Origin of the sequence: Zoogloea ramigera (genome assembly GCF_006539865.1) — a bacterium.
In the GTDB taxonomy this organism is placed as follows: Bacteria; Pseudomonadota; Gammaproteobacteria; order Burkholderiales; family Rhodocyclaceae; genus Zoogloea; species Zoogloea ramigera.
This window is the reverse complement of the sequence record NZ_BJNV01000006.1, coordinates 70,596-97,453: the sequence shown is the minus strand read 5'-3', so window position 1 is coordinate 97,453 and position 26,858 is coordinate 70,596. Positions and strand designations below refer to the sequence as shown.

Genomic DNA, 26,858 nt, shown 5'->3' with positions numbered 1-26,858 from the left:
AGAAATCAGGCCTCACTACAATTACGAACCTGCAGCGCGGCATCAAGGCGCATGGCGCCGTATAGCGGCAGACGACCTCGATTCATGCGGAATTGCAACGCAATCGGCACATGGTCGCAGGTCTCGACCGAGCCAACGGTCAAGTCAAGTGGAACGGCCGTAACCGCGGAGATGGTGTAATCCCCCTCTTTGAAGGCGAGCGGCATGATCCAATCGACCACATAGACGTGACCGGCCTTCACGTCGTAGAGATGCTGATCCTCGATTCCGGAGTCGGAATAGGCGAGATCGAATCCATTGCGATCGCGCAAATGATATCCGTAGGCCAAAACCGGAATATCCTCATGGGCCAGCAGGATCATTCTGAGGGTGATCCGTTCCTCGAAATCCACCTCGCGAATCCGGTTCCCCTCGGCGTCTAGAAGCAAGACATTAACGAATTCAGCCTTGCCGTTTTGAATGCGCTGAAACTTCGCGCACTCCAGGAATTCGGCGCTGTCATATTCGCGCAGCGCGGAAACGTCTCCGGCGGCAGGCACGACCGGAAGGGCCGCCTTTTCAGATGAACTGACGATCGACTTGAACGCATCGTCCACACTCGACGCTGTCGGGTCAGAACGGCCCACGACGCGCTGGCGACGCCCCACGAATGTCGAGTAGTAACGCTCGACGACCGCATCGGATTCACCGACTTCCAGCATGTTGCCATGATCGAGCAGTACCGCGCGGCTACAAAGCGACTTGACGGAACCCGAATCGTGACTGACGAAGAGCAGGGTCATCCCCGAATCCATCCGCTTTCGCAGCAAGGCCATGCACTTCGCCTGAAAGAAAACGTCACCGACCGACAGCGCCTCGTCAACGATCAGGATCTCCGGATCCACGTGAGCCACGACGGAGAACGCCAACCGCATTCCCATGCCGGAAGAATACGTCTTCAAAGGCTGATCGATGAAGTCCTTGATCTCCGAAAACTCGACGATTTCATCGTAGCGCGCATCGACTTCGTCGGGAGTCATTCCGAGAAGCTGACCGTACATCTTCACGTTTTCCCGACCCGTAAACTCCGGATTGAAGCCCGAACCCAACTCGAGCAACGCGGCCACTCTGCCATGGACCTCGACGCGACCCGTGGTCTGAGCGAGGGTGCCCGCGATCATCTGAAGAAGGGTCGACTTTCCAGATCCGTTATGGCCGATGATCCCGACCGTTTCTCCTTTCCGAACGTCAAAGGAAACATCACGAAGCGCCCAGAAATCCCTGTGGTACTTGTGTTCGGGCAGACCGAGAACACGGCGCAACGGCCCACACACCGCTTCCTTGAGACGATCCTGAGGGTTCTCGTAGATCTGATAACACTTGGAAAGACCTTCAACCTTAATTGCCAACGCATCAGACGACATCAGCAAACCCCTCCCGCGTCTTCTGGAACCAAGCGAACCCCAACCAGGCAACAACACATCCAATCAGGTAAGACATAACAAGCGACTCCAGATTCGGAATTTTTCCCCAGAAAAGTACGTCACGAACCTGCTCGATGGAGTGCGTAAGCGGGTTCAAATAAAGCACCGGCCTGTATTCTTCAGGCAATGCAGAAACAGGAAAGAAGACAGGAGAGATGAACATCAGGGTCGATGTTGCAAGACTGGTGATCTGGATCATGTCCCGCAGGTAGGCTCCCAGCGAAGACAAGAACCAAGAAACGCCGAGTGCGAGCATTAGGAGTGGCAGCATCACAAATGGCAGCAGCAACGACGTGAGTGGGGGGATGCCGAAGAAGATCACATAGAAAGCCAACCAGACCAAAAAGCTCATGGCCCAATGGAAAAGCGCTGCGCCCAGCGTCACGTACGACAGAATCTCCAGGGGGAAGACCACCCGTTTAACATAATTCGGGTTGGTGACAACTATCGACGGCGCACGCACCACGCACTCGGCGAACAAATTGAAAACCATCAAGCCCGCGAACAAGACCAATGCAAACTCGGTCTTGGAGTCGCTTCCGACGTTCCAGCGCGCCTTGAATACGACGCTGAATACGAAGGTGTAAATTGCAAGCATGAATACCGGGTTGAAGAAAGCCCACACCCTCCCGATCATTGATCCCTGATAACGCCCAGCCACTTCACGACGAATTAGCGCTCCAGCCAGGGCACGGTTACGCAGCAGACTGCGCACCATCTCCATCGGCATCACAGAAGCATTGTGCATAAACCCTACACTCCTAAATTAAAAAGGCTCAGCCCGGAAGCGCTGAACCCAACCACTTGCTGTATAAATTTATCTTTTAACAAGACGTCGATCGGAAATTTAAGTAAGGAGACGTACCCGACGTATCCATAACGCCATCACCTTGATCCCTTCAGGTTTGAAGACCATGCCATCAGGAACGTCACCTGAAACAGAGCCCCAAAAAACACGATCCATGGACGCGCCCCGCCCGCCTACCGTCCCGGCCTCGCGAGACAAGAACCCTCGCAACGCCGCATCACATGCGGGTAAGCCCCGGGGCGGGTACGACGGTCGGCTTCAGATGGGAGAAGCGACACGAGACGCGGTGGGGATGAGCCGGAAACGCATAAGGCCTCATATTTTACGCATTTCCGGCAAGCCACGCGGGAGGAACTGCGAAACAACCGACGAGCGCAAGCTAGGGAACAGCCAGATCAATAGCTGAGGCGATCCAGCGCGATCGGTGCGGCATTCCAGTTGCTGCAGGGAAACGCGAGATACTCGAAGTCGAATACGACTTTCCTAGAACTGTCAAGACCAACCAGACGGCTTTTGGTCATGTTGTCGGCCACCGCATAATCCACCAGAAAGGTCTTGCCCGGAGCCTCGTAAGCGCTTGAGCAGATCTTGGAATAGATGGTCTGATCGTAGTCGAAGCGCCAGACCTCCCGAGCACTCATCGTGGCCGGCGTGATCATATAAGCTGAAACGGCACTGTATGCCAGATCCTGACCACTCGGCGCTCCGGCCGGCTGGTTGTTGCTCTTGAAACCATTGTTAAAAAGCAGCAACAGTCCATCGGAGGTGATCGATACGGCGTGCTGGCCAATCGGAGCGAGCCCCCCGCTTTCAAGCTGCAAGGCTTTCGCGCGCAGGGACGGGAACGAGTACCAATATTTCGTCGTATCACCGAGAATCCAGATCACATCGCCGGAGGCGTAATCGAACTTGATGACGAAATTCTCGCGACTCGAGGCGATTATGCTGTCGTCGCGGGGGTCGTAGGTAGCCGCATTGATATGAAACCAATCCACCCCGGGTCGGACGAAAGCGCTCGGATCGTCGCCGTGGTTGCGCATGTGCCGCGCCATCAATTCGGCCAGATCCCACTCCTTGATGACGACACCTTCAGGCGTTATTTCGGTAATGCTGCTTTCGATGGCTTTAACACCATCGATGACGCCATCCAGCGTAACCAGTAGGCCTTGTTTGCCCGGGTCGATATTGTGATGGAACGCAGTGCCGGTGGCGGAAGCGATGCTGGTCGTGGCAACGGTTCCGTCAAGCTCGAAACGCGTCAGCTTGGTGGACGCGGGATCGCCGACGATAAAGGCGTTTCCGCTGAACGTCGAACTCAGTGAATTGGTCGAGCCGACCCCGATCCAGCGTATTTCCCCGTCAGTATCGATAATGACCGGGGTGGTGGTACCCGACCTTATGAAGAAATAGTCGAAACCAAGCGCACCGTCGGTGGCCATCCGCTTCTTGCGAATCACGGGATGATCGTGGTTTCCCGCGGTGTCGGTGTAATCGGCCGTCACCAAGGAAGCGCTCAACGCCTGCGTGGAGTGATCGTTGAAGCTGAGCGTGAGCGATACCTGGTTTTCGTAGCCCGCATAAAGCCCGAAGACCGGGACCACAAGACTATCGGCGGATGCCCGATAACCACGCCTCACGAGTTCAATCAGAGGATAGTTAACATTGACCGGCTTGGAGATCGAACCGGGCTTCGGCGAGATCTCGAAGCGGATCGATGCGAGTTGATCCACGCTCACGCCCTGCAACTGGAGGAAGCTGATAAAAGGGGTGACGCCGGCAGAACTCCCTGCCACCCGAATGTCGCTCTTCTCCCCTTGCGAAGCCCCTCCACCACCGCACGCCACAAGTTGAACCGCAAAGAATACTAGGAGCAGCCACCTCACACCCCAGACGATAAGCGTTCTCATTTATTCTTTTGCTCCAGACTAACGGATTCAGAAACGATGCCTGCCGGCCACTGATCTTGCGGCCTTACGCGGCGAGCACCTCACTAACAGCGTCGTTAAACTGCTAAGACCGCGAGAAAGTCAGGCAGCCAGATTGGAACACAGGACGAGCACTGTGCCGTAAATCTTTAGGGCACCTCGAACACGGCGATGTACTGGAACAGGTCGCTCGCCGCCTCGTCGCGCGTCGCGTAACGCACGCCATGCACTCGCTCGTTCTTGAGGCTGTTGAAGAAGCTCTCGGTCGGGGCGTTGTCCCAGCAGTTGCCCTTGCGCGACATCGATCCGCGCATGCCGTAGGTGGCCAGACGGGCCTGGTAGGCATGACTGGCGTACTGGCTGCCGCGGTCGGAGTGGAACAGCACCCCCGGTTCTGGCCGACGGCGGAACCAGGCCATCAACAGCGCATCGAGCACCAGATCGGTCGTCATCCGCGACTTGATCGACCAGCCGATCACCTCGCGGTTGAACAGATCAATCACGACCGCCAGATACAGCCAGCCCTCGGCGGTGGCGATGTAGGTGATGTCGCCCGTCCACACGCGATTCGGGGCCTCGGGCGCGAAGTGGCGATCGAGCACATTCGGCGCCACCGGCAGGCTGTGCCGGGAGTCCGTCGTTGCCTTGTAACGCCGCTTGTGCCGCGCCCGGATGCCGTTCTCGCGCATCAGACGCTCGATGCGTGGCAAGCCGATCCGGTAGCCACGCCCACGCAACTCGGCATGAATGCGCCGGGCGCCGTAGGCCTGCCGGACCTCCTGGTGGATCGTGCGGATCAGCACCAGGGCCTGCCCGTCGGTGAGTCGCTTGCGCTCCTGGGTACCGCCCGCTTGCCAGGCCCGAAAACCGCTCTGGCTCACCGACAGGGCGTCGCACAGGACGGGCAACGGGAAGGCGCTGCGCTGCGTGTCGATCCAGGCATATTTCACAGCAGCTCCTTCGCGAAATATGCCGCCGCTTTTTTTGTGATTTCCAGCTCCATCTCGAGCCGGGCCACCTGGGCGCGCAACCGGGACAACTCCATCTGCTCGGCAGTGATCTGCCTGGCACCGGCCGGATTGAGCTTGCCCGCCTTCGCCGCTTTCACCCAGTTGCGCAGTGTCTGCTCGACCAGCCCCAGTTCCTCGGCGACACGGGCGATGCTGCCAACCTCGTCGGCGCGCTTGACGGCCTGCTCCTTGAACTCGGCCGTGTATTCCTGCTTCGGGATGCGTTTCATGTCGTTCTTCCTCTCGTGCTGTCGATCGTACGACGACTACGTTGGAAGACGAAATTCGGGGGGCAGCTCAGACATTAAAGTCCAATAAAACCGACCCACTGCAATTTTTCGGTTTACGCAAACTTCACCCCCTCCCCATCCTCTCCCCTGCCGGACCCCGCCCCATCACCTCCACCACCCCATCAATCGCCGGCGTCTGCGTCTGCCCCAGCAGCAGCACTCGCAGCGGGATCGCCACCTGCGGCATCTTCATGCCGTGCTCCGCGCAGGTCTCCTTGATCGCGGCAGAGATCGCGGCCTTCTCCCACGCCACCACTTCGAGCTTGCCGCGCAAGGTGGCCAGTGCCGCACGCGCCGCGTCCGTCAGGTGCTGCGCGACCAGCTCCGGCGCCGGGTGCAGGTCGATGTAGAAGGCCTCGGCGGCATCGGCGAGTTCGTTAAGCGTGGCGACACGATCCTTGTAGAGCCCGATGATCGCCTCGAGCGACGGGCCGGTTTCGGGGTCGACGCCGCGCTTCGCGAGTCGGCGGGAGACATCGGCCGCCAGGGCCGCATTGTCACTCTGCTTGATGTAATGGGCGTTAAGCCAGTTGAGCTTTTCGGTGTTGAACTGGGCCGCCGACGGGGTGATGTGGTCGAGGTCGAACCACTCCACCAACTGCGCGCGGCTGAAAATCTCGTCGTCGCCGTGGCTCCAGCCGAGGCGGGCCAGATAGTTGATGACGGCCTCGGGCAGGTAGCCGTCGTCGTCGTACTGGGTGACGCTCACCGCGCCGTGGCGCTTGGAGAGCTTCTGGCCGTCGTCGCCGAGGATCATCGACAGGTGGGCATACTGCGGCACCACGGCGCCGAGGGCCTTCAGGATGTTGATCTGGCGCGGGGTGTTATTTACGTGGTCGTCGCCGCGGATGACCTGGGTGATGCCCATGTCCCAGTCGTCCACGCACACGCAGAAGTTGTAGGTGGGCGTGCCGTCGGCGCGGGCGATGATGAGGTCGTCCATCTCGGCATTGGCGATCTCGATGCGGCCCTTGACCAAGTCGTCCCAGGCCACCACGCCATCCGTGGGGTTCCTGAAGCGGATCACAGGTGCAATGCCAGCCGGCGGCTCGGGCAGCTGCTTGCCCGGCTCGGGGCGCCAGCGGCCGTCGTAGCGGGGCTTTTCACCACGGGCGCGCTGGGCTTCGCGCAGGGCGTCGAGCTCTTCGGGCGGCATGTAGCAGTGGTAGGCGCTGCCGGCGGCGAGCATTTCCTGGATCACCGCCTTGTAGCGGTCCATGCGCTGCATCTGGTAGAACGGGCCTTCGTCCCAGTTGAGGTCGAGCCAGCTCATGCCGTCGAGGATGGCCTGCACGGCCTCGGGCGTGGAGCGGGCCACGTCGGTGTCTTCGATGCGCAGGATGAACTGGCCGCCGTGGCGCCGCGCGTAGGCCCACGAGAACAGCGCGGTGCGCGCGCCTCCGATGTGCAGGTAACCGGTGGGGCTGGGGGCGAAGCGGGTGCGGACGGTGGAGGCCATGGGTGAATCCGAAAATGCGTAAAACATCACATTTTACGCGAAGCCACCCCACAAAAACAAAAAGCCCGCGGGGGCGGGCTTTCTTCAAGGCGGGCCGAGGCTCAGATCGCCGATTCGTTGGTCTCGCCGGTGCGGATGCGCACAACCTGCTCGACCGGCATGACAAAGATCTTGCCGTCGCCGATCTTGCCGGTGCGGGCGGCCTTGATGATGGCTTCGACGGCCTGGTCGACCACGTCGGTGGCGACGACCACCTCGATCTTCACCTTGGGCAGGAAATCCACCACGTATTCGGCGCCGCGATAGAGCTCGGTGTGGCCCTTCTGGCGGCCGAAGCCCTTCACTTCGGTCACCGTCAGGCCGGTGATGCCGACCTCAGAGAGGGCTTCACGCACTTCGTCGAGCTTGAAGGGCTTGATCACGGCTTCGATTTTTTTCATCGGATGTTCTCCTTGGAATGGTCAGGCGGTCGGGCTGCTGTTGGCGGGCCGCTTCCAAGCGGCCTCGTGGTGGTTTCGTGCGTTCAGGCGTCGCGGTAGCGCGAGGTGATCGGGTAGCGCCAGTCCTTGCCAAAGCCGCGCTGGGTGACGCGCACGCCCGGCGGCGCCTGGCGGCGCTTGTATTCGTTGCGCCGCAACATCGCCACCGCGCGCCGCACGTCGGCCTCGGGGTAGCCGCGGGCGACGATCTCGCGGGGCGACAGGTCTTCTTCCATGTAGGCGGCGATGATGGCGTCGAGCACCTCGTAGGGCGGCAGGGAATCCTGGTCGCACTGGTCGGGCTTGAGCTCGGCCGAGGGCGGGCGGGTGAGGATGTTGTCGGGGATCACCGGGCCGCCCGGCTGGGCGTTGCGCCACGCGCACAGACGGTACACAAAGGTCTTGTAGATGTCCTTGATCACCGCAAAACCGCCCGCCATGTCGCCGTAAAGCGTGGCGTAGCCGGTGGCCATCTCGCTCTTGTTGCCGGTGGTGAGCACGATCGCGCCGGTCTTGTTGGACAGCGCCATCAGCAGCATGCCGCGGATGCGCGACTGCAGGTTCTCTTCGGTGGTGTCCTCGGGCAGGCCGGCAAACTGGGGCGCCAGCATGTCGGCGAAGGTGTGCATGGCAGGCTCGATGGCGATCTCGTCGTAGCGCACGCCGATGCGGCGCACCATCTCGCGGGAATCGTCCAGGCTCATCTGGGCGGTGTAGGGCGAGGGCATCATCACCGCGCGGACCTTGTCGGCGCCCAGCGCGTCGACGGCGATGGCCAACGTGAGGGCTGAATCGACGCCCCCCGACAGGCCGATCAGCGCGCCGGGGAAGCCGTTCTTGCCGAGATAGTCGCGCACGCCCAGCACCAGCGCGTCGTAGACATCCGCCTCAACCGGGCGCGCCGCCGGCACGCCACGGTCGAGCCAGGCGCCGTCGGCAAAGCGCAGCACCGCGAGTTCCTCGGCAAACGACACACCCTGCCAGGCCAGCGTGCCGTCCCGGTCGAGGGCGAACGAGCCGCCGTCGAAGACCAGCTCGTCCTGACCGCCCACCAGGTTGCAATACACCACCGGCAGGCCGGTGTCGGCGATGCGCTCGCGCAGCACCTCGTAGCGCAGGCCCTGCTTGTACATGTGGAAGGGCGAGGCGTTGAGCACCAGCAGCAGCTCGGCACCGGCCCCGCGGGCCACGTCGGCGGCACCCGATTCCCACACGTCGGCGCAGATGTTGACACCCACCCGCACGCCCTTGAGTTCGAACACGCAGGCCTCATGGCCGGACTCGAAGTAACGCTCCTCGTCGAAGACCTCGTAGTTGGGCAGGCGGTGCTTGAAGTAGGTGCGCGCCACGCGGCCGTCCTGGATCACCGCGGCGGCGTTGAAGCGCTCGCCGGCCCGCTCGGCCGGGTAGCCGACGATCACCGTGATGCCGTGCACATGCGCCGCCAGCGCCTCAAGCTCCTCGGCGCAGGCATCCAGAAAGGCCGGCCGCAGCAGCAGGTCTTCAGGCGGGTAGCCGCACAGGGCGAGTTCGGGGGTGAGCAGCACATCGGCACCCGCGGCCTTGGCCCGGGCTACCGCATCGAGGATCCGGCGCGCATTGCCGGAGATGTCGCCCACGACACAATCGAGCTGGGCGACCGCAACGGAAAGAGGGGTTTTCATGGGGCGACACTATACCGCGAAGCCGCCGCGCACCGCGCCCCGGCGTGCTGCCGGCCCGGTGTAGGATGGCCGCCATGCCCACTTTACGCCTCCACGCCGCCCTCGCCGAGATCCCCGCGCCCCAGTGGGACGCCCTCGCCGGCCAGGCCCCCCTCGCCCACGCCCTCCTGGCCGGCCTCGAGGCCTCCGGCTGCGTCGCCCCGCGCACGGGCTGGACGCCCCGCCACGCCGCGCTGTGGGAAGGCGACACCCTCGTCGCGGCGATGCCGCTCTACCTCAAGGCCCACTCCTACGGCGAGTACGTGTTCGACTGGGCCTGGGCCGACGCCTACCAGCGCCACGGACTGGATTACTACCCCAAGTGGCTGGCCGCCCTGCCCTTCACGCCGGTGCCCGGCCAGCGCATCCTCGGCCGCGACGAGGCCAGCCGCCAGCTACTGCTCGCCCGGGTGCTGGAGATGGTGCAGGGCTCCGGCGCCTCGTCCTTCCACCTGCTCTTCCCCACCGACGAGGAAGCCGGCTGGCTGCAGGCTGCCGGGCTGGAACTCCGCCACGGCGTGCAGTTCCACTGGCACAACGCAGGCTATGCCAGCTTCGACGACTTCCTCGCCCACCTCACCCACGCCAAGCGCAAGAAGATCCGCCAGGAGCGGCGCAAGGTGGCCGAGGCCGGCATCGCCTTCCGCATCCTGCGCGGCGCGCAGATCCAGGCCGACGACTGGGCCTTCTTCCACGCCTGCTACGCCCGCACCTACGCCGAGCACCGCTCCACGCCCTACCTCAGCCGCGCCTTCTTCGCCGACCACGCCAGCCAGGCCGGCGACGCCTGCGTGCTGATGATCGCCGAGCGCGCCGGCCAGCCGGTGGCGGCGAGCTTCTTCCTGCAGGGCGCCGACGCCCTCTACGGCCGCTACTGGGGCGCCGTCGAATACATCCCCTGCCTGCACTTCGAAGCCTGCTATTACCAGGCCATCGCCTACGCCATCGCCGAAGGCATCAGTCGCTTCGAAGGCGGCGCCCAGGGCGAACACAAGCTGTCCCGCGGCCTCGAGCCGGTGCGCACCACCTCGGCCCACTGGATCGCCGACCCGCGCTTTGCCGACGCGGTAGCCGACTTCCTGGCCCGCGAGCGTGGAGGCGTCGAGGACTACCTGGACGAGCTCTCCGAGCGGCTGCCCTACCGCGCCGGCGAGGCGCCCTGAGGCCCGTGCCGCAGCAGCACGTCCAGAAACTCATCCCGCAGCGTGGCCACCTCCATCTCACGGCCGCTCAGGCGGGCGATCGACACCCGCATCGAGATCACCAAGGCGATCGCCCCGACCAGCGCCGTGTGGGCCACCACGACATCGCTCCGGCCCAGGATGCCGGCGTCCATCGCCTCCTCCCACAGGGGCCGGTAGAGCTCCAGATTGGGCTGCATCAGCTGCGTGAGCACATAGGTGGCCCGCTCGCCGGTCTCGGCCGCCTCGCGCATCAGCAGGCGGGCCAGCGGCGCCTGGCGGGCGATGCGGTCGAACAGCAGGCCCGCCCCGCGGCGCACCCGCGCCTCCAGCGCCACGCCCGGCTCGGCGAGGCTGCGGGCGATCTCGGCGCGGTCGGCCTGGTGGCGCTGGGCCAGCTCATCGACCATCGCCCGCCACAGCTCGGCCTTCGAGCCGAAATAGTGGGCCACCATCGAGACGTCGCAGTCGGCCGCCAGCGCAATCGCCCGCAGGCTGGCGCCGTCGTAGCCGCTGCGCGCAAAGGCCTCCATCGCCGCCTCCAGCAAGCGCCCGCGACAGGCCGAATCGCCACCCCGGGGGCGGCCGGGGCTGCGGGACGCATCGTTGGCAGGCATGGCGGGGCCCCTTCAAAAATGAAGACAAGTGGATGAAAGCGCGGGCGAGGCCAGAACATCGCACCGCCTCACCCGTCAATAATCCAACGAACGTTGGTGAAAATATTGACCCCGATCAATCCTCCTGCACGACACCGGCACGAAGCGCTCCCGCGCCCTTGCCGGAGTTTCCAACAAGTGTTGGAATACGCCTAAGGTAGCAACGCTCGCCGGGCACCCGGCAGGGAGTCATCGTGAAGCCTGTTTCAAGCACCCCCCGTTTCAGCGCAACGCTTCTCGCCTGCGTCGCAGCGGGGCTGGCTGCGTGCGCCGGCCCGGGCGCCCCGCCCCAAGGCGAGCTCCCGCAAACCTACGCCCTCGCCCCTGAAGCTGCCGCCCAGCGCCCCGCCAGCTGGGACGCCCTCTTCGCCGACCCTCACCTGCGTGCCCTCATCACCAGCGCCCTGGCCCACAACCGCGACCTGCGCGTGGCCGTTGCCCGGGTGGCCGAAGCCCGCGCCACCTACGACATCCAGGAGGCCGCCGGCCGCCCGGCCATCGACCTAGGCGCCGCCGGCACCCGCAGCCGCACGCCGGCCGACCTGTCGGTCACCGGCCGCGACAAGATCGGCGGCAACTACCGGGCCGGCGCCAACCTGGTCACCTATGAAATCGACTTCTGGGGCCGCGTGAAGAGCCTCAACGATGCGGCCCTCAACCAGTTCCTCGCCACCGACGAAGCCCGCCAGGCCTTCGAGCTCGGCCTCGTCGCCCAGCTCGCCAACGCCTACCTGCTGGCGCGAGAGCTCGACGAGCGCATCGTGCTGGCCCGGATGGCCCTGGCGACCCGCGAGGAATCCTTCCGCATCATGCGCCGGCGGGCCGAGGTGGGCAGCAGCTCCGACCTCGAGCTGCGCCAGGTCGAGTCCCTGCTCCTCAACACCCGCGGCGAGCTGGCCGCCCTCGAACGCCAGCGCGCCCAGAACGACGCCCTGCTGGCCCAGCTCACCGGCCACGCGCCGACCCCCGAAGCGCCGCCGGCACCGCTGGCCGAGCAGGGCCTGGAGGGCCCGCTGCCGCCCGGCCTGCCCGCCGAGCTCCTCACCCGCCGGCCCGACCTCCGCGCCGCCGAGAAGCGCCTAACCGCCAGCCAGGCCAGCATCCGCGCGGCCCGTGCCGCCTTCCTGCCCAACATCACGCTCACCGGCTTCGGCGGCAGCTCCAGCGCCGAGCTCGACGGCCTCTTCCGCGGCGGCGCCAGCACGTGGAGCTTCACCCCCGCGCTGCGCCTGCCCCTCTTCGACGGCGGCCGCAACCGCGCCAACCTGAGCCTCGCCGAGGCCCGCCGGCTGGTGGCGGTGGCCGACTACGAGGCCAGCATCCAGGCCGCCTTCCGGGAGGTGGCCGACGCCCTCGCTGCCCGCCACTGGCTGGCCGCACAGGTGCGCGAGCAGCAGGCCCTGGTGGCCACCGAATCCGACCGGGCCCGGCTGGCCACCCTGCGCTTCGAGCGCGGTGTGAGCAGCTATCTCGACGTGCTCGACGCCCAGCGAGCGCTGTTCACCGCCGAGCAGGCCCTGGTCCAGCTGCGCCGCGCCCACATGGCCAGCACCGTCAACCTCTACAAGGCCCTGGGCGGCGGCGCGCCGCGCTGAAGCCCGAAGGAAGCACGATGAAACCCGACACCCGAACCTGGCTCGTCCGCAGCGCGCTGCTGGCCGCCGCCCTGATCGCAGCGCTCCTGGCCTGGCAGAAGCTCCGCCCGACCGCCGACGATGGCAGCTTCGTGACGGGCAACGGCCGCATCGAGGCCGTCGAGGTGGACGTGGCCGCCAAGCTCGCCGGCCGGGTCGCCGAGATCCTGGTGAACGAAGGCGACTTCGTGAAGGCCGGCCAGGTGATTGCCCGCATGGACACCCGCGCCATCGACGCCCAGCTGGCCCAGGCCCGCGCCCAGGTGGCCAACGCGAAGAGCGCAAAGCAGACGGCGCTGGCAATGGTCGCCCAGCGCAAGGCCGACGCGGCGATGGCCGAAGCCCTGCTGGTGCAGCGCAAGAGCGAGCTCGACGTGGCCCGCAAGACCGAGGCCCGCTCCCGGGCCCTGCTGGCCGACCGCGCCACCTCGGCCCAGCAGGCCGACGAGGACGCCGCCCGCGCCCGCAACGCCGGCGCCAGCGTGAGCGTCGCCCAGGCCCAGATCGCCGCCGCGAAGGCCGCCATCGGCGCCGCCGAGGCCCAGGTCGCCCAGGCCCAGGCCGGCATCGACGCCGCCGTGGCGGTGGTCGAGCGCCTCGCCACCGAGCTCGAGGACGGCGTGCTGCGCGCCCCCCGCGGCGGCCGCGTGCAGTACCGCGTGGTGCAGCCCGGCGAGGTGGTGGGCAGCGGCGGCAAGGTGGTGAGCCTGGTGGACATCTCCGACGTGTACATGAGCTTCTTCCTGCCCGAGATGGCTGCCGGCCGCGTGGCGCTGGGCAGCGAGGTGCGCATCGTGCTCGACGCCGCCCGCCAGTTCGTGATCCCGGCTCAGGTGTCGTACGTGGCGAGCGTCGCCCAGTTCACCCCGAAAACCGTCGAAACCCGCAACGAACGCCAGAAGATGGTCTTCCGCGTGAAGGCGCGCATCGCCCCCGAGCTGCTGCAAAAATACCCCGAGCAGGTCAAGACCGGCCTGCCCGGCATGGCCCATCTGCGCCTCGACGCCGCGCGCCCCTGGCCGGATGAACTGCAGGTCCGGCTGCCATGAATGGCGAGGCGCCCGTCGTCCGGCTCGCCGGCCTCACCCACCGCTACGGCACGGTGCAGGCCGCCGACGGGGTCGATCTGGAGATCCCGGCCGGCCGCATGGTGGGCTTCATCGGCCCCGACGGGGTGGGCAAATCGACATGGCTCGGCCTCATCGCCGGGGCGCGGCAGATCCAGCAGGGGCGGGTCGAGGTGCTCGGCGGCGACATGGCTGCGGCGCGCCACCGGGAGGCCGTCTGCCCGCGCATCGCCTACATGCCCCAGGGCCTCGGCAAGAACCTCTACCCCACCCTGTCGGTGTTCGAGAACATCGACTTCTTCGGCCGCCTGTTCGGCCAGGGCCGCGCCGAGCGGGCGCGGCGCATCGCCGAGCTGCTGGCCGCCACCGGCATGGCCGCGTTCGCCGACCGCCCAGCGCACAAGCTCTCCGGCGGCATGAAGCAGAAGCTCGGCCTGTGCTGCGCGCTCATCCACGACCCCGACCTCTTGATCCTCGACGAGCCCACCACCGGCGTCGATCCATTGTCCCGCCGCCAGTTCTGGGAGCTCATCGCCCGCATCCGCGCCAAGCGCCCGGGCATGAGCGTGCTGGTCGCCACCGCCTACATGGAGGAGGCCGAGCAGTACGACTGGCTGGTGGCCGTCGACAGCGGCCGGGTGCTGGCCACGGGCACGCCGGCCGAGCTGCGCAGCCGCACCGGCGCCAGCAGCCTCGAAGATGCCTTCCTCGCGCTGCTGCCGCCCGAGCGGCGGGACGGCCACAGCAAGCTGACGATCCCGCCGCTGACGGCCGGCGAGGTGGTGATCTCGGCCCGCGGCCTGCAGATGCGCTTCGGCGACTTCATCGCGGTGGACGATGTGAACCTCGAAGTGCGTCGCGGCGAGATCTTCGGCTTCCTCGGCTCCAACGGCTGCGGCAAATCCACCACCATGAAGATGCTCACCGGCCTCTTGCCGCCCACCCGCGGCGAGGCCCGGCTGCTCGGCGAGGTGCTCGACGCCACCAACATCGACACCCGCCGGCGGGTCGGCTACATGTCCCAGAGCTTCTCGCTGTACGGCGAGCTCTCGGTGCGCCGCAACCTGCAACTCCACGCCCGCCTGTTCCGGCTCGACCAGACCGAGGGCGACGCCCGCATCGCCGCGCTGGCCGAGCGCTTCGACCTCGGCCCGGTACTGGACGCCCTGCCCGACGCGCTGCCCCTGGGCATCCGCCAGCGCCTGCAGTTGGCCGTGGCGGTGCTCCACCGGCCGGATGTGCTGATCCTCGACGAACCCACCTCGGGCGTCGACCCGGTGGCCCGCGACCGCTTCTGGGAGCTCATCATCCAGCTCTCGCGCCAGGACGGCGTGACGATCTTCATCACCACCCACTTCATGAACGAGGCCCAGCGCTGCGACCGCATCTCGCTGATGCACGCCGGCCGCATCCTGGCCAGCGACGCCCCCGCCGCGCTGGTGGCGGCCCGCGGCGCGACCAGCCTCGAAGACGCCTTCATCGCCTGCCTGAGCGAAGCCAGCGGCAGCGAAGCCGCCGCCGACCCCCCGCCCCAGCCCGAAGCCCCCACGCCGGCCACGCCCACCCGCCCGGCCCGCTTCAGCCTGGCCCGGCTCCTCAGCTTCAGCGCCCGCGAGGCCACCGAGCTGCGCCGCGACCCCTTCCGCCTCACCCTCGCCCTGCTCGGCACGGTGCTGCTGATGCTGGTGATGGGCTACGGCATCCGGATGGACGTGGAAAACCTCAGCTACGCGGTGCTCGACCTGGACAAGAGCATCGCCAGCGAGGCCTACACCCTCGAGATCGCCGGCTCCCGCTATTTTTCCGAGCAGCCGCCGCTGCAAAGCCACGCCGATCTCGACGCCCGCATGCGCGCGGGCAAGCTCGCGATGGCGATCGAGATCCCGCCCGGCTTCGGCCGCGACCTGGCCCGCGGCGCCCGCCCCGAGATCGGCCTGTGGCTCGACGGCGCGATGCCGATGCGCGCCGAAGTCGCCCGCGGCTACGTGATCGGCCTGCACACCCGCACGCTCACCGAGGGGGTCGCCCAGGCCACCGGCAGCCACCCCGCCGGCCTCGCCACCATCGAGGTGCGCTACCGCTACAACCCCGAAATGCTGAGCCTGGTGGCGATGGTGCCGGCGGTGATCCCGATGCTGCTGGTCTTCATCCCGGCCATGCTCACCGCCCTCGGCGTGGTGCGCGAGAAAGAGCTCGGCTCCATCCTCAATGTTTACACCACGCCGGTCACCAAGCTGGAGTTCCTGCTCGGCAAGCAGCTGCCCTACATCGGGCTGTCGCTGTTCAACTTTGCGCTGCTCTTCCTGCTGGCGATCTTTCTGTTCCAGGTGCCTTTCAAGGGCAGCCTGCTCACGCTGTGCGCCGGGGCGCTGGTGTATGTCACCGCCACCACCGGGCTGGGGCTATTGATGTCGACGGTCACAGACAGCCAGATCGCCGCGATGGCCGGCACCTCCATCGGCACCCTGCTGCCGGCGATCCAGTTCTCGGGCATGCTCGACCCGGTGTCATCCCTTGAAGGCGGCGGCGCGTGGGTGGGCGCCGCCTACCCGACCACCCACTTCCTCACCATCAGCCGCGGCACCTTCGACAAGGCCCTCGACTTTGCCGACCTGGGCGGCGCCTTCGTGCCGCTGCTGATCGCGGTGCCGGTGCTCACGCTGCTGTCGATGCTGCTTCTGCGCAAGCAGGGCCGCTGACGGAGACCGCCATGGCAGCCCGCGAAAACCTCCTCCACAACACCTGGCACCTGGGCCTCAAGGAGTTCCACAGCCTGCTCGGCGACATGACGATGCTGTTCCTGACCGTCTTCATGTTCAGCGTGGCAGTGTATGCCGACGCCCACTCCAAGCCCGAGAGCCTGCACCGCGCCGCCGTGGCGGTGGTGGACGAGGACCGCTCCCAGCTCTCCGAGCGCATCATCGCCGCGCTGCAGCCCCCCCAGTTCATCCCGCCGGCCCGGATCAGCCTCGCCGAGATGGACCAGGGCATGGACGCCGGGCGCTACACCTTCGTGCTCGACATCCCGCCCAACTTCCAGCGCGACGTGCTGGCCGGCCGCAGCCCGGCGATCCAGCTGAACGTGGACGCCACCCGCCAGAGCCAGGCCCAGACCGGCACCGGCTACATCCAGAGCATCGTCAATGACGAAATCCGTGACTTCGCCCAGCGCTACCGCGCGCCCGCACCGCTGCCGGTCGAGCTGGTGCCGCGCAGCCTGTTCAACCCCAACCTCAGCGCCGCGTGGTTTGCCGCGGTGACGGCGGTGATCAACAACGTCACCCAGCTCGGCATTTTGCTCACCGGCGCCGCGCTGATCCGCGAGCGGGAGCACGGCACCATCGAGCACCTGCTGGTGATGCCGGTGACGCCCCTCGAGATCATGCTCTCCAAGCTGTGGTCGATGGCGGTGGTGGTGCTGGTGGCCTCGAGCCTGTCGCTGAAGGTGGTGGTCGAAGGCTTCCTGGCCGTCGACGTGCCCGGCTCGGTGCTGCTGTTCGGCGTCGCCACCCTGCTCTATCTGTTCGCTGCGGCCTCGATCGGCATCTTCATGGGCACCCTCGCCCGCAACATGCCCCAGTTCGGGCTGATGTCGATCCTGGTGCTGCTGCCGCTGCAGATCCTGTCCGGCGCCCTCACCCCGCGGGAGAGCATGCCCGAGCTGGTGCGCGTGCTGATGTCCTTCACCCCCACCACCCATTACGTCAGCCTGGCCCAGGCGGTGCTGTTCCGGGACGCCGGCGTCGCGGTGGTGTGGCCCCAGTTCCTGATCGTCGCGGCAATCGGGGGCGCCTTCTTCGCCCTCGCCCATCAGCGCCTGCGCAAGACGATCAGCGCGATGCAGGCCTGACCCCCAGCAAAGGATCAACCATGAACACCCCCCGTCCGCCCCGCCGCAAGGCCAACCCAAAAGCCACGCAGCCCAAGCCCTCCCGCCCCGCCGCCCAAGCGGCCGCGAAGCCCCCCGCAGCACTGCCCAACCCGCCTCCGCCAGCGCCGGCGGCGCCCTGCCGCAACCCGCTGGATATGCGCTTCCACGCCGCGGTGGCCCGCGCCACGATGTCGATCTCGCCAGTGGCGCTGCTCCTCGCCACCGTCGACTGGGCCGCCCACCTGGCCGGCTCGCCGGGCAAGCGCCTCGAGCTCGTCAGCCTGGCGCAGGAACACCTGCGCCGCATCACCGAATACGCCGGCAGCGTCGCCTTCGCGAGCCCCGGCTTCCCGGCCCTGCGCTGCATCGCGCCGCCGGCCCAGGACAAACGCTTCGCCGACCCCGCCTGGCAGGGCTGGCCCTTCAACGTGATGCACCAGTCCTTCCTGCTCGCCGAGGAGTGGTGGCAGGCCGCCACCACCGGCATCGCCGGCGTCTCGCCCCACCACGAACACGTGGTCTCCTTCGCCGCCCGCCAGCTGCTCGACGTCTTCTCGCCGGGCAACTACCTGGCCACCAACCCGGTGGTGCTGCAGCGCACCGCAAGCGCCGCCGGCCTCAACCTGCTGAACGGCCTGGGCAACCTCACCGACGACGCGGCCCGCCTCCTCACCGGCCAGCCGCCGGCCGGCGCCGAAGCCTTCGCCGTCGGCCGCGACGTGGCAGTGACGCCGGGCAGGGTGGTGCTGCGCACCCGCCTGATGGAGCTGATCCAGTACGCCCCCACCACCGGCGAGGTGCGCCCCGAGCCGGTGCTGATCGTCCCGGCGTGGATCATGAAGTACTACATCCTCGACCTGTCTCCCCACAACTCGCTGGTGCGCTACCTGGTGGGCCAGGGCTTCACGGTGTTCTGCATCTCCTGGAAGAACCCGGGCAGCGACGAGGCCGGGATGGGCATGGACGACTACCTGCAGCTCGGCTTATTTGCCGCCCTCGACGCCATCAATGCCATCGTGCCGGGCCGCCAGGTGCATGCCGCCGGCTACTGCCTGGGCGGCACCTTGCTGGCCATCGCCAACGCCGCGATGGCCCGGGACGGTGACGATCGCCTCGCCTCGATGACCCTCTTCTGCGCCCAGACCGACTTCACCGAGCCCGGCGAGCTGGCCCTCTTCATCGACGAGGGCGAGGTCAGCCTGCTCGAAGCCCAGATGGCCGAGACCGGCTACCTCAGCGCCGGGCAGATGGCCGGCGCCTTCCAGCTGCTGCGCTCCTACGACCTGCTGTGGTCGCGGATGGTGGGCGAATACTTGATGGGCGAGCGCGCCCCGATGAACGACCTGATGGCCTGGAACGCCGACACCACGCGCCTGCCGGCCCGCATGCACAGCCAGTACCTGCGCCAGCTCTTCCTCAACGACGCGCTCTCGGAGGGCCGCTACCTGGTGGGCGGCCGGCCGGTGTCGCTGTCTGATCTGGACACCCCGAGCTACTGCGTCGGCACCGTCACCGACCACGTGGCGCCGTGGCGTTCGGTGCACAAGCTGCACTACCTCACCAGTGTAGAGTTGCGCTTCGTGCTCACCAGCGGTGGGCACAACGCCGGCATCGTCACCCCGCCCGGCCAGCCCCGGCGCCACTTCCAGGTCCTCGACCGGCCGGCCGGCGAGAACTACATCGCGCCGGACGAATGGCTGGCCCTCGCCCCCCGCCACGAGGGCTCCTGGTGGCCGGACTGGTCGGCCTGGCTGGCGGCCCACTCGGACGCCCCGGTGGCACCGCCACCCATGGGCACCGCCAGCCACCCGGCGCTGGGCGATGCACCCGGCACCTATGTGCTCGAAAAATAACCTCGCCGCGGCAAACTGAAAAACATGCGCAACATCCGACTCGCCTGGGCGGCCCTCATCGCCGGCATCACCCTTTTGTGGCTGCAGGCCGAGCCCATCCTCAGCACCTACTGGCCCTTCTTCACGCTGCGCAAGACGATGATGCAATACACCGGCATCCTCGGCATCGGCGTGATGAGCGTCGGCATGATGCTGGCCCTGCGCCCGGTGCGCGTCGAGCCCTGGCTGGGCGGCCTCGACAAGACCTACCGGCTGCACAAGTGGCTGGGCATCACCGGCCTGGTGATCACCATCGTCCACTGGGCCTGGGCCAAGCTGCCCAAATGGGCGGTGGGCTGGGGCTGGCTCGAGAAGCCCAAGCGCGGCCCGCGGGCCGAGGAGACGGTGGAGATCTTCCGTTTCCTCCGCGAGCAGCGCGACCTGGCCGAGAGCATCGGCGAGTGGGCCTTCTACGCGGCGGTCGTCCTCATCGCCATCGCGCTGATCAAGCGCTTTCCGTACCAGCATTTCTTCCAGACCCACCGGCTGATGGCGGTGGTGTACCTGCTGCTGGTGTTCCACTCGGTGGTGCTGATGAACTTCGGCTACTGGAGCCAGCCCGTCGGGCCGGTGATGGCGCTGCTGATGGCGGGCGGCAGCGTCGCCGCGGTGGTGTCGCTACTGCGCAAGGTGGGCGCGCAGCGCCGGGCCCTGGGGACAATAGAGGAGCTCGTCCACCACCCGGACAACCGGGTGCTGAAGGTAGCAGTCAAGCTGCAGGGCCACTGGCCCGGCCACGACGCCGGCCAGTTCGCCTTCGTCACCTTCGACCGCCACGAGGGTGCCCACCCCTTCACCATTTCGTCGGCCTGGCAGGGCGACGGGCGGATGTTCTTCCTGATCAAGGGCCTCGGCGACTACACCGGGCAGTTGCCGGGCACGCTGCAGGTGGGCCAGCCGGTCACGGTGGAAGGCCCCTACGGACGCTTCGGCTTTGCGGGTGACAAGAACCGCCAGATCTGGGTGGCCGGCGGCATCGGCATCACCCCCTTCATCGCCCGCATGCAGGCCCTGGCCTTGGCACCCGACGGCAAGCGGATAGACCTTTTTTACACCACCAGCGCGCCGGATGCGGTGTTCATCAACAAGGTGCGCCAGCGCGCCGAAGACGCCGGCGTGACGCTGCACGTGCTGGTCAGCCAGCGGGACGGGCGGCTGGACGCCCGGCGCATCGCCGCGGCGGTGCCCGACTGGAAGACGGCGGACTTCTGGTTCTGCGGCCCGGCGGCCTTCGGCAGCGCGCTGCGGGAGGCGTTCACCGACCAGGGCCTCCCGGCGGCAGACTTCCACCAGGAGCTCTTCGACATGCGCTGAGGCCGGTGCCTGTCTCAAGGAAACGCAGGGCCGCCCCAAGTTTCCTTGAATCTCCTGGCTGGGCCGAGCCCGGCCCTGGGGGCGATCAGCGCGCCGCGCAGGCGGTGGCCGTGGCAGCCGGCGAGGCCTCGCGGATCGGCACGTTGATCAATGCGGCCAGGCTGGCCAGCACGATGTCGGCGATCCACATGCTGTCGTAGTTGCCGAACTCGACCAGCGCCAGGCCGCCCAGCCAGGCGCCAAAAAACGCCCCGATCTGGTGGGACAGCAGCGTGAGCCCGAACAGGGTGCCCAGGTAGCGCAGCCCGAACAGCTTGCCCACCAGGCCCGCCGTGGGCGGCACCGTGGCCAGCCAGGTGAGGCCGAGGCCGAAGGCAAACAGGTAGAAGGTCAGGTCGGTCTTGGGCGCCACCAGGTAGAGCCCCACCATCACCGCCCGCGAGGCGTACATCCCGAACAGCAGCCACTTCATGCGGTAGCGCTGGCAGGCCCAGCCCGCGGCGAGGCCGCCGACGATGTTGGCCAGCCCGATCAGCGCCAGGGAGTTGGCCGACACGCTGCCCGGCAGGCCGCACAGGTCCACCGCACCGGGCAGGTGGGTGGCCAGAAAGGCGATGTGAAAGCCGCAGGTGAGGAAGCCCGCGTGCAGGCACCAGTAGCTGCGATCGCCAAAAGCAACGCGGAGTTGCTCCCCCATGCCGCCGCTCACCGCCGCGCCACCTTCCGGGTGCTCGGCCTTGTGGCGCAGCGGCCAGGCCAGCGGAATCGTCAGCAGCGTGACCGCCGCCAGGCCGAACAGCGCCGTGACCCAACCGAAACCAGCGATCAGCCATTGCGACAGCGGCGCGAAGACGAACTGCCCGAAGGAGCCGCCGGCGTTGATGAAGCCCGACGCAAAGGCCCGCCGGTCGGCCGGCAGGCGCGCCGCGACGGCCCCCAGCAGCACCGAGAAGCTGCCGGCGCCGGCGCCCGCGGCCACCAGCACGCCGAGGCACAGGGTGAGCCCCAGCCGGCTGTCGACAAAGGGCGTGAGCGCCAGGCCGACGGCCATCATCGCGGCACCGGCAAACAGCGAGCCTCCCGGCCCATAGCGGTCGGCCACCGCGCCGAAAAGCGGCTGCGACACGCCCCACATGATCTGGGAGACGGCCAGCGCGAAGCTGATGCCGGCGATGCCGAGGCCGGTGGCCTGGTTGATGGGTGCCACGTAGAGCCCGAGGGTCATCCGCACGCCCATCGTCACCATCAACACGCTGGCGGCGGCGAGCACCAGCAGCCAGAACGAGGCGGCGGGCGAGGCGGAGGCGGATGGGGTCGGGTGGGAGGTCATGGCGTACCGCGGAATGCTGTCGGGCTTTCAGGGCCGAGCAGCATCCCGCAGGGGCGACGCCAAGTCAATCAGGGCTTACGGCTACGCAGACAGGCCAGGGCCGCCGGAAAGTCGTAGGCGGCGAGGGCCTGCTCGAAGCCCGCGGCGGCGTCGCCGAGGGCGCTGCGGATGAGCGGCGCGGCCTCCCGGGCCTGCTTCATCACCAGCACATTGCCTTCACCGAGCAAGGCCTCGATACGCCGCAGGGTTTCTTCTGCCGCCGCGGCCTGGGCGGCTTCGTCCGGCGCGGCGGCGCTCGCTGCGGCGTCCTGGGCGGCGGCCACGGCGTCGGCGTCGGGCAGGCGGTAGATGGCGGCCACCGTGGCGGCCTGGGCCTCCTCGACGGCGGCCAGGCGTGCCTCGATGGTGGCGGCGTCGAGCGCCTCGCGGATGGCCGCCTCGAGTTCGGCAGCCAGGCCCTGAACACCGGTGGCGCCAATCATCCCGGCGACGCCCTTGAGGGAATGGGCGAGCCGGCGGACCTCGTCCATGTTGCCGGCCGCCAGCCCGGCCCGGATCCGCCCGCCGTCGTCGGCGTGGCCGTCGGCATACTTGCGCAGGAGGCGCAGGTAGTTGGGGACACGGCCGCGGAGGTTCTTGAGCCCGTAGGCCGCGTCGAGGCCCGGCACCTGGTCGAGCAGGCTGCGGATGTCCGTGCCGGCGGCGGGTGCAGCGGGGGCGTCCGCCACCGCCTGGCCCTCGGGCAACCACTGCAGGAGCTTGGAGTAGAGCATGGCCGGATCGACCGGTTTGGGAAGGTGATCGTTCATTCCTGCATCCAGACAACGTTGTCGGTCTTCGCCAAACGCGTTGGCGGTCATGGCGACGATGGGCACCTGCGTCCGGCCACTCCGCCGGATCGCCTGTGTCGCTTCGAGGCCGTCCATCACGGGCATCTGCATGTCCATCAGGATCAGGTCGTAATCGGTGGCGCAGGCTTTTTCGACGGCCTCCGCCCCGTTGCCGGCGAGGTCGACCCGCAGGCCGGCGCTCTCGAGCAGGGACACCGCCACCTCCCGGTTGATCGGGCTGTCCTCGACGAGGAGCACGCGCTCCCCGTGGTGGATGCGGACCAGCGTGGCTTCGTCGTCGGGTAGCCGGGCCACCGGCGTGGTGTCGGGCCCGGCTCCCCGGCGGAGCACCGACAGGATGCTGCCGTGCAGGCTGGACAGGGTCACCGGCTTGGGCAGCACGCCCGCAACCCCTCTCGCCCGCGCCCTCTCCCGGGCCCGGGAGTCGTCGCCGACGGGTAGCAGGATACAGCGGGGTACGTGGGTCAGACCATGCAGGACTGCCTGGCAGTCGACGAGGGCATCGTCGAGGCCGCTGATGCCCGCATCGAGGAGCACCAGCTCGAAGGGCTCGCTGCCGGCGTCGGCGGCCTTCAGCAGGGCCAGCGCCTCAGCCTGGGACGCGCACAGCGCCACCCTCGCCCCGAGGGCGCGGAGCATGGCGCCGAGCGCATCCCGCGAGGCCCCCAGGTCGTCGACCACCAGCACCCGCAGCGACGGCAGCAGGTAGGCCGCGCGGGCCGCCGCGGTGTTCCGGGCCAGGCGCACCGTGAACCAGAAGCGGCTGCCCTGGCCCAGGATGCTGTCGGCGCCGGCCTCGCCGCCCATCAGGCGCGCAAGGTGGGCGGTGATGGCGAGGCCCAGCCCGGTGCCGCCGAAGCGCCGGGTGGTGGAGGCGTCGGCCTGCTCGAAGGGCCTGAAGAGGCGCGCCAGGGCCTCGGGCTCGATGCCGATGCCGGTGTCGACGATCTCGAAACGCAGCTGCAAGGTGGTCTCATCCTCGGCGTCGATGCGGGCACGGAGCAGCACCATCCCCTTTTCGGTGAACTTGACCGCGTTGCCCAGGTAGTTGAGCAGCATCTGGCTCAGGCGGGTCGGGTCGCCCTGGAGCATGTCCGGCACGTCGGCGACGTCGACGACGACCTCCAGCCCCTTCTGGCCAGCCTTGTCGGCGATCAGCGCGCAGGCCTTGCGCACCACGTCCTCGAGGCGGAAATCGGTCTCGTCGAGGGTGAGGCGGCCGGCCTCGATCTTCGAGATGTCGAGGATGTCGTTGATGATGGTGAGCAGGTGCTCCGCCGCGTCACCCACCTTGACCAGGCGCCCCTGGGCCTCGTCGCCGGAGACGCTGCGGCGCAGCAGGTGGGTGAGCCCGATGATCGCGTTCATCGGCGTGCGGATCTCGTGGCTCATGTTGGCCAGGAAGACGCTCTTGGCGCGGTTGGCCATGTCGGAGGCCTCGCGGGCCGCCTCCAGCTCGACCGAGCGTTCGGAGAGCACCCGGTTGGCGGCCTCGAGCTGGCGGGTGCGCTCGGCCACCCGCTCCTCGAGCTGGTCCCGGTAGCGAGCCAGCTCGGCCTCGGCGCGCTTGCGCTCGGTGATGTCCTCCTGGACGCTCAGGTAATGGGTGGTGCGCCCGTCGGCCTGGATGACCGGCGAGATCCGCGCAAACTCCACCACCACGCGGCCATCCCGGCGCAGGTTGTAGAACTCGCCCTCCCACGCCTGCCCGGCACGCAGGGCAGACCACAGGGAGACGTAGGTTTCCCGCGGGGTCTGGCCGGAGCGGAGGAAGCCCGCCCGCTGCCCCAGCGACTCGGCGATGGAATAACCCGAACTGTCGGCAAAGGCCTGGTTCACGTACTCGACGATGCCGTCGGTGTTGGTGATGATCACGCTGACGCGGCTCTGCGCGAGGGCCTGGGAGAGCTTGCGCAACTGCTCGTCGGTGGCGCGCGTGGCGGTGGTGTCGCGCCACACCCCGGCAAGGTAGCGACGGCCGCGGATATCCAGCGCCCGGTAGCTCAGCTCCACATCGCGCACGCTGCCGTCGGCGCAGCGGTGGCGGCTCGCGAAGGGCGGCAGCTGCTCGCCCCGCCTCAGCGCCTCGATCCGCGCCTCGGTCTCGTCGATGAGGTCCGGGGGCTTGATGTCGCGCAGGGTCAGCCGGGCGAACTCGTCGCGGGAATAGCCCAGGCCCGCGCAGGCCGCATCGTTGAATTCGGTGAAGCGCAGCGTCTGCAGGTCGAGCAGCACCATGCCATCGACCGCCTGGTTGACGATGGCGCTGTAGATCTCCTCCCGCGCCCGCAGGGCTTCCTGATCCTGACGCAGGGCGGTGATGTCGCGGGCAATGCCGAACACCCCGGCCGGGCGCCCGTCGATCCCGAACAGCGGCCCCCGGGTGGTGAGCATCACCCGCGCGCCGCCGGGCGTGTCGAGCACCTCCTCGCGGGTGGACTCCACCCCTGCCGCGACGGCCTACCGCTCCGCCTGGCGGGCCCGCTCCGCCTGGGCCGGCGGGAACAGGGCCTCGTCGGTCTGGCCCAGCATGTCTGCGCTGGCCAGGCCGTGGAGCTGGCTATAGGCCCGGTTCAGGAAGGTGTAGCGCCCATCCAGGCCCTTGGCGTACATGAGGTCTCTGGAGCCTTCGGCGATCGCGTCGAGCAGTTGCAGCTCGCGCAGCTGCCGGCCCTGGGCCTCTTCCCGCTGCAGGCTCAGCAGCAGGGCCCGCCGCTGGGACAACCACACCCCGACGCCGACGGTCGAAAACAGCGCAAAAGCCGCCGCCGCGCTGATCCACAGCACCTGGGAGCGGGATTCGTCGTAAAGCTCGGCCTCGTCCACCTTGACCACCAGCAGCCACTCGGAGCCCGGCACATCACGGCCCACCCCCAGCACCGCTTCGCCGCGGTAATCTCTGGCGGTGATGGCCACGCCACGGCGGGCGGGGTTCTCGGCGACGATCACCCCCAGCATGTCAGTCCGGCTGAGGGCGATCCGGTCGCCCAGGGCGGCGCCCGTGCCGTGGCGCAGCGGCGTGATGGACTGCAGGTCGGCACCGTCACGGCGGAGCAGTAGGGTCTCGGCGGTCCGGCTCGGCGCCGGCCAGTCCTGCACATACTTGAACAGCTCGCTCTCCGGGTCGGCCTGCAGGACGATCGCCATCGGCGCGGTACCGGCCTCGCTGCGCAAGGGGGCCACGAAATCCAGGCTGGTCACCGCGTCCTTCTGGTCGCCGGCGCGATAAAAGGGGGTCTCGATCGGCCGGCCCTCGCGCAGGGAAAGGCGGACGGCATCCCGTAGCGGCGCAGCGGGCTCGAAGTCGCCGTCGCTGCTCAGCACCACCCGTCCATCCATATCCAGCAAGGCCACCCGCTGGTAGCGGTAGGGCCTGCGGACCCCCTCGAGAAACGCCGTCACCTTGGCTTGGGCCGCCAGATCCTGGCTGCGCAGCTCCGTCTCGCGGGGGAGGAGGATATTGGCCTGGGCTACGGCGGCCAGCGCGTCGGCCCGCCTTTCGTCGAGCCAGCGGGTGATCTGCCCGACCTTCAGATCGGCGACGGCCTCGAGGCGGCGGCCCTCCAGCGCGCTGTGTTCGTGGACGGTCATCACCACACCGGCCGCGCCCAGCGCCACCACCCCCAGCGCCAGAAAGGCAAACGGCGGCAACACCGTGCGCAGGCTGCCGGCCTCGACCTACGCCTGGGCCGTGTGGCCGGGAAACCGGCGCAGCAGGCCCCACAGCAGCAGCGAGGTCACCCCCACGAAGGCCCAGCCCTTCAGGGTGCTGGCGATCAGCACATACTCGGGGTCGGTCAGCAGCAGGGCGACCAGGCTGTCGGAAAAAAGAATCCACCCGGCGGCAAACAGCGCATAGATCAGCACCACCCCGGTCACCCGAGAACTCACAGCCCCACTCCTCCCTCTGCCGTCGCCATCACCG

Annotated in this window: 18 protein-coding genes and 1 pseudogene; 7 read left to right on the top strand and 12 right to left on the bottom strand. The window is 67.6% G+C overall.

The annotated features are described in order from the left end of the window. Positions 1–5: 5 nt before the first annotated feature. The 7 genes and pseudogenes from ZRA01_RS02300 to ZRA01_RS02270 form a co-directional block, all read right to left on the bottom strand. Complete coding sequence (locus ZRA01_RS02300) at positions 6–1,403, bottom strand: ABC transporter ATP-binding protein (RefSeq protein ID WP_141349138.1); 1,398 nt, start codon at positions 1,401–1,403, stop codon at positions 6–8. Beyond that, positions 1,393–2,211 carry an ABC transporter permease gene (locus tag ZRA01_RS02295; RefSeq protein WP_141349137.1) on the bottom strand — a complete coding sequence of 273 codons (819 nt, stop codon included), beginning with the start codon at positions 2,209–2,211 and terminating at the stop codon, positions 1,393–1,395. Before ZRA01_RS02295 ends, ZRA01_RS02300 begins: the two co-directional genes overlap by 11 nt. A 455-nt stretch (positions 2,212–2,666) precedes the next feature. Continuing rightward, positions 2,667–4,178 (bottom strand): aryl-sulfate sulfotransferase, encoded by a 1,512-nt coding sequence (locus tag ZRA01_RS02290; RefSeq protein WP_141349136.1) that lies wholly within the window; start codon positions 4,176–4,178, stop codon positions 2,667–2,669. Between the two features lie 179 nt (positions 4,179–4,357). Beyond that, positions 4,358–5,436, bottom strand: a pseudogene (locus tag ZRA01_RS02285) (IS3 family transposase); the annotation flags it as partial. Between the two features lie 124 nt (positions 5,437–5,560). Beyond that, complete coding sequence (gltX, locus tag ZRA01_RS02280; protein ID WP_141349135.1) at positions 5,561–6,955, bottom strand: glutamate--tRNA ligase; 1,395 nt, start codon at positions 6,953–6,955, stop codon at positions 5,561–5,563. 101 nt (positions 6,956–7,056) lie between these two features. Next, positions 7,057–7,395 carry a P-II family nitrogen regulator gene (locus tag ZRA01_RS02275; protein ID WP_141349134.1) on the bottom strand — a complete coding sequence of 113 codons (339 nt, stop codon included), beginning with the start codon at positions 7,393–7,395 and terminating at the stop codon, positions 7,057–7,059. Between the two features lie 83 nt (positions 7,396–7,478). Further along, positions 7,479–9,098 carry an NAD+ synthase gene (locus tag ZRA01_RS02270; RefSeq protein WP_141349133.1) on the bottom strand — a complete coding sequence of 540 codons (1,620 nt, stop codon included), beginning with the start codon at positions 9,096–9,098 and terminating at the stop codon, positions 7,479–7,481. A 65-nt stretch (positions 9,099–9,163) separates the two neighbouring features. Here ZRA01_RS02270 and ZRA01_RS02265 point away from each other — a divergent pair, with 65 nt between their 5' ends. Then, positions 9,164–10,300 carry a GNAT family N-acetyltransferase gene (locus ZRA01_RS02265; protein ID WP_218028636.1) on the top strand — a complete coding sequence of 379 codons (1,137 nt, stop codon included), beginning with the start codon at positions 9,164–9,166 and terminating at the stop codon, positions 10,298–10,300. Here the strand turns inward: ZRA01_RS02265 and ZRA01_RS02260 are convergent. After that, positions 10,276–10,935 (bottom strand): TetR/AcrR family transcriptional regulator, encoded by a 660-nt coding sequence (locus ZRA01_RS02260; protein WP_141349131.1) that lies wholly within the window; start codon positions 10,933–10,935, stop codon positions 10,276–10,278. The genes ZRA01_RS02265 and ZRA01_RS02260 overlap by 25 nt on opposite strands. 233 nt (positions 10,936–11,168) lie before the next feature. On the opposite strand from ZRA01_RS02260, the gene ZRA01_RS02255 reads away from it, so the two are divergent. Genes ZRA01_RS02255 through ZRA01_RS02230 form a run of 6 tightly spaced genes read left to right on the top strand, consistent with a single transcriptional unit; the run spans position 11,169 to position 20,752 of the window. Beyond that, positions 11,169–12,569 (top strand): efflux transporter outer membrane subunit, encoded by a 1,401-nt coding sequence (locus ZRA01_RS02255; protein ID WP_170182877.1) that lies wholly within the window; start codon positions 11,169–11,171, stop codon positions 12,567–12,569. A 17-nt stretch (positions 12,570–12,586) separates the two neighbouring features. Beyond that, complete coding sequence (locus ZRA01_RS02250; RefSeq protein ID WP_141349129.1) at positions 12,587–13,657, top strand: HlyD family secretion protein; 1,071 nt, start codon at positions 12,587–12,589, stop codon at positions 13,655–13,657. Beyond that, positions 13,654–16,374 (top strand): ribosome-associated ATPase/putative transporter RbbA, encoded by a 2,721-nt coding sequence (gene rbbA, locus ZRA01_RS02245; RefSeq protein WP_141349128.1) that lies wholly within the window; start codon positions 13,654–13,656, stop codon positions 16,372–16,374. The genes ZRA01_RS02250 and rbbA overlap by 4 nt, the downstream gene beginning before the upstream one ends. 11 nt (positions 16,375–16,385) lie before the next feature. Further along, entirely contained in the window at positions 16,386–17,525 is a 1,140-nt protein-coding gene (locus tag ZRA01_RS02240; protein ID WP_141349127.1) for an ABC transporter permease, read from the top strand. A gap of 20 nt (positions 17,526–17,545) precedes the next feature. Beyond that, the gene (locus tag ZRA01_RS02235; RefSeq protein WP_141349126.1) at positions 17,546–19,399 is read left to right on the top strand and encodes a PHA/PHB synthase family protein; all 1,854 of its coding nucleotides are present in this window, start codon (positions 17,546–17,548) and stop codon (positions 19,397–19,399) included. A 24-nt stretch (positions 19,400–19,423) separates the two neighbouring features. After that, positions 19,424–20,752 (top strand): ferredoxin reductase family protein, encoded by a 1,329-nt coding sequence (locus ZRA01_RS02230; RefSeq protein ID WP_141349125.1) that lies wholly within the window; start codon positions 19,424–19,426, stop codon positions 20,750–20,752. An 85-nt stretch (positions 20,753–20,837) separates the two neighbouring features. On the opposite strand, the gene ZRA01_RS02225 is transcribed toward ZRA01_RS02230, so the two are convergent. From ZRA01_RS02225 to ZRA01_RS02210, 4 genes are all read right to left on the bottom strand, one after another. After that, positions 20,838–22,082 carry an MFS transporter gene (locus tag ZRA01_RS02225; RefSeq protein WP_141349124.1) on the bottom strand — a complete coding sequence of 415 codons (1,245 nt, stop codon included), beginning with the start codon at positions 22,080–22,082 and terminating at the stop codon, positions 20,838–20,840. A 68-nt stretch (positions 22,083–22,150) separates the two neighbouring features. After that, positions 22,151–25,378 carry a PAS domain S-box protein gene (locus tag ZRA01_RS02220; protein WP_141349123.1) on the bottom strand — a complete coding sequence of 1,076 codons (3,228 nt, stop codon included), beginning with the start codon at positions 25,376–25,378 and terminating at the stop codon, positions 22,151–22,153. A 15-nt stretch (positions 25,379–25,393) separates the two neighbouring features. Next, positions 25,394–26,587 (bottom strand): PAS domain-containing protein, encoded by a 1,194-nt coding sequence (locus tag ZRA01_RS02215; RefSeq protein ID WP_141349122.1) that lies wholly within the window; start codon positions 26,585–26,587, stop codon positions 25,394–25,396. Between the two features lie 24 nt (positions 26,588–26,611). Then, entirely contained in the window at positions 26,612–26,824 is a 213-nt protein-coding gene (locus ZRA01_RS02210; RefSeq protein WP_141349121.1) for a hypothetical protein, read from the bottom strand. Between the last annotated feature and the right edge of the window lie 34 nt (positions 26,825–26,858).

Excerpts from the sequence above, each read along its gene's own strand:
- ZRA01_RS02300 (WP_141349138.1), bottom strand. The coding sequence starts at position 1,403 with ATGTCGTCTGATGCGTTGGCAATTAAGGTTGAAGGTCTTTCCAAGTGT.
- ZRA01_RS02295 (WP_141349137.1), bottom strand. The coding sequence starts at position 2,211 with ATGCACAATGCTTCTGTGATGCCGATGGAGATGGTGCGCAGTCTGCTG.
- ZRA01_RS02290 (WP_141349136.1), bottom strand. The coding sequence starts at position 4,178 with ATGAGAACGCTTATCGTCTGGGGTGTGAGGTGGCTGCTCCTAGTATTC.
- gltX (WP_141349135.1), bottom strand. The coding sequence starts at position 6,955 with ATGGCCTCCACCGTCCGCACCCGCTTCGCCCCCAGCCCCACCGGTTAC.
- ZRA01_RS02275 (WP_141349134.1), bottom strand. The coding sequence starts at position 7,395 with ATGAAAAAAATCGAAGCCGTGATCAAGCCCTTCAAGCTCGACGAAGTG.
- ZRA01_RS02270 (WP_141349133.1), bottom strand. The coding sequence starts at position 9,098 with ATGAAAACCCCTCTTTCCGTTGCGGTCGCCCAGCTCGATTGTGTCGTG.
- ZRA01_RS02265 (WP_218028636.1), top strand. The coding sequence starts at position 9,164 with ATGGCCGCCATGCCCACTTTACGCCTCCACGCCGCCCTCGCCGAGATC.
- ZRA01_RS02260 (WP_141349131.1), bottom strand. The coding sequence starts at position 10,935 with ATGCCTGCCAACGATGCGTCCCGCAGCCCCGGCCGCCCCCGGGGTGGC.
- ZRA01_RS02250 (WP_141349129.1), top strand. The coding sequence starts at position 12,587 with ATGAAACCCGACACCCGAACCTGGCTCGTCCGCAGCGCGCTGCTGGCC.
- rbbA (WP_141349128.1), top strand. The coding sequence starts at position 13,654 with ATGAATGGCGAGGCGCCCGTCGTCCGGCTCGCCGGCCTCACCCACCGC.
- ZRA01_RS02240 (WP_141349127.1), top strand. The coding sequence starts at position 16,386 with ATGGCAGCCCGCGAAAACCTCCTCCACAACACCTGGCACCTGGGCCTC.
- ZRA01_RS02235 (WP_141349126.1), top strand. The coding sequence starts at position 17,546 with ATGAACACCCCCCGTCCGCCCCGCCGCAAGGCCAACCCAAAAGCCACG.
- ZRA01_RS02230 (WP_141349125.1), top strand. The coding sequence starts at position 19,424 with ATGCGCAACATCCGACTCGCCTGGGCGGCCCTCATCGCCGGCATCACC.
- ZRA01_RS02225 (WP_141349124.1), bottom strand. The coding sequence starts at position 22,082 with ATGACCTCCCACCCGACCCCATCCGCCTCCGCCTCGCCCGCCGCCTCG.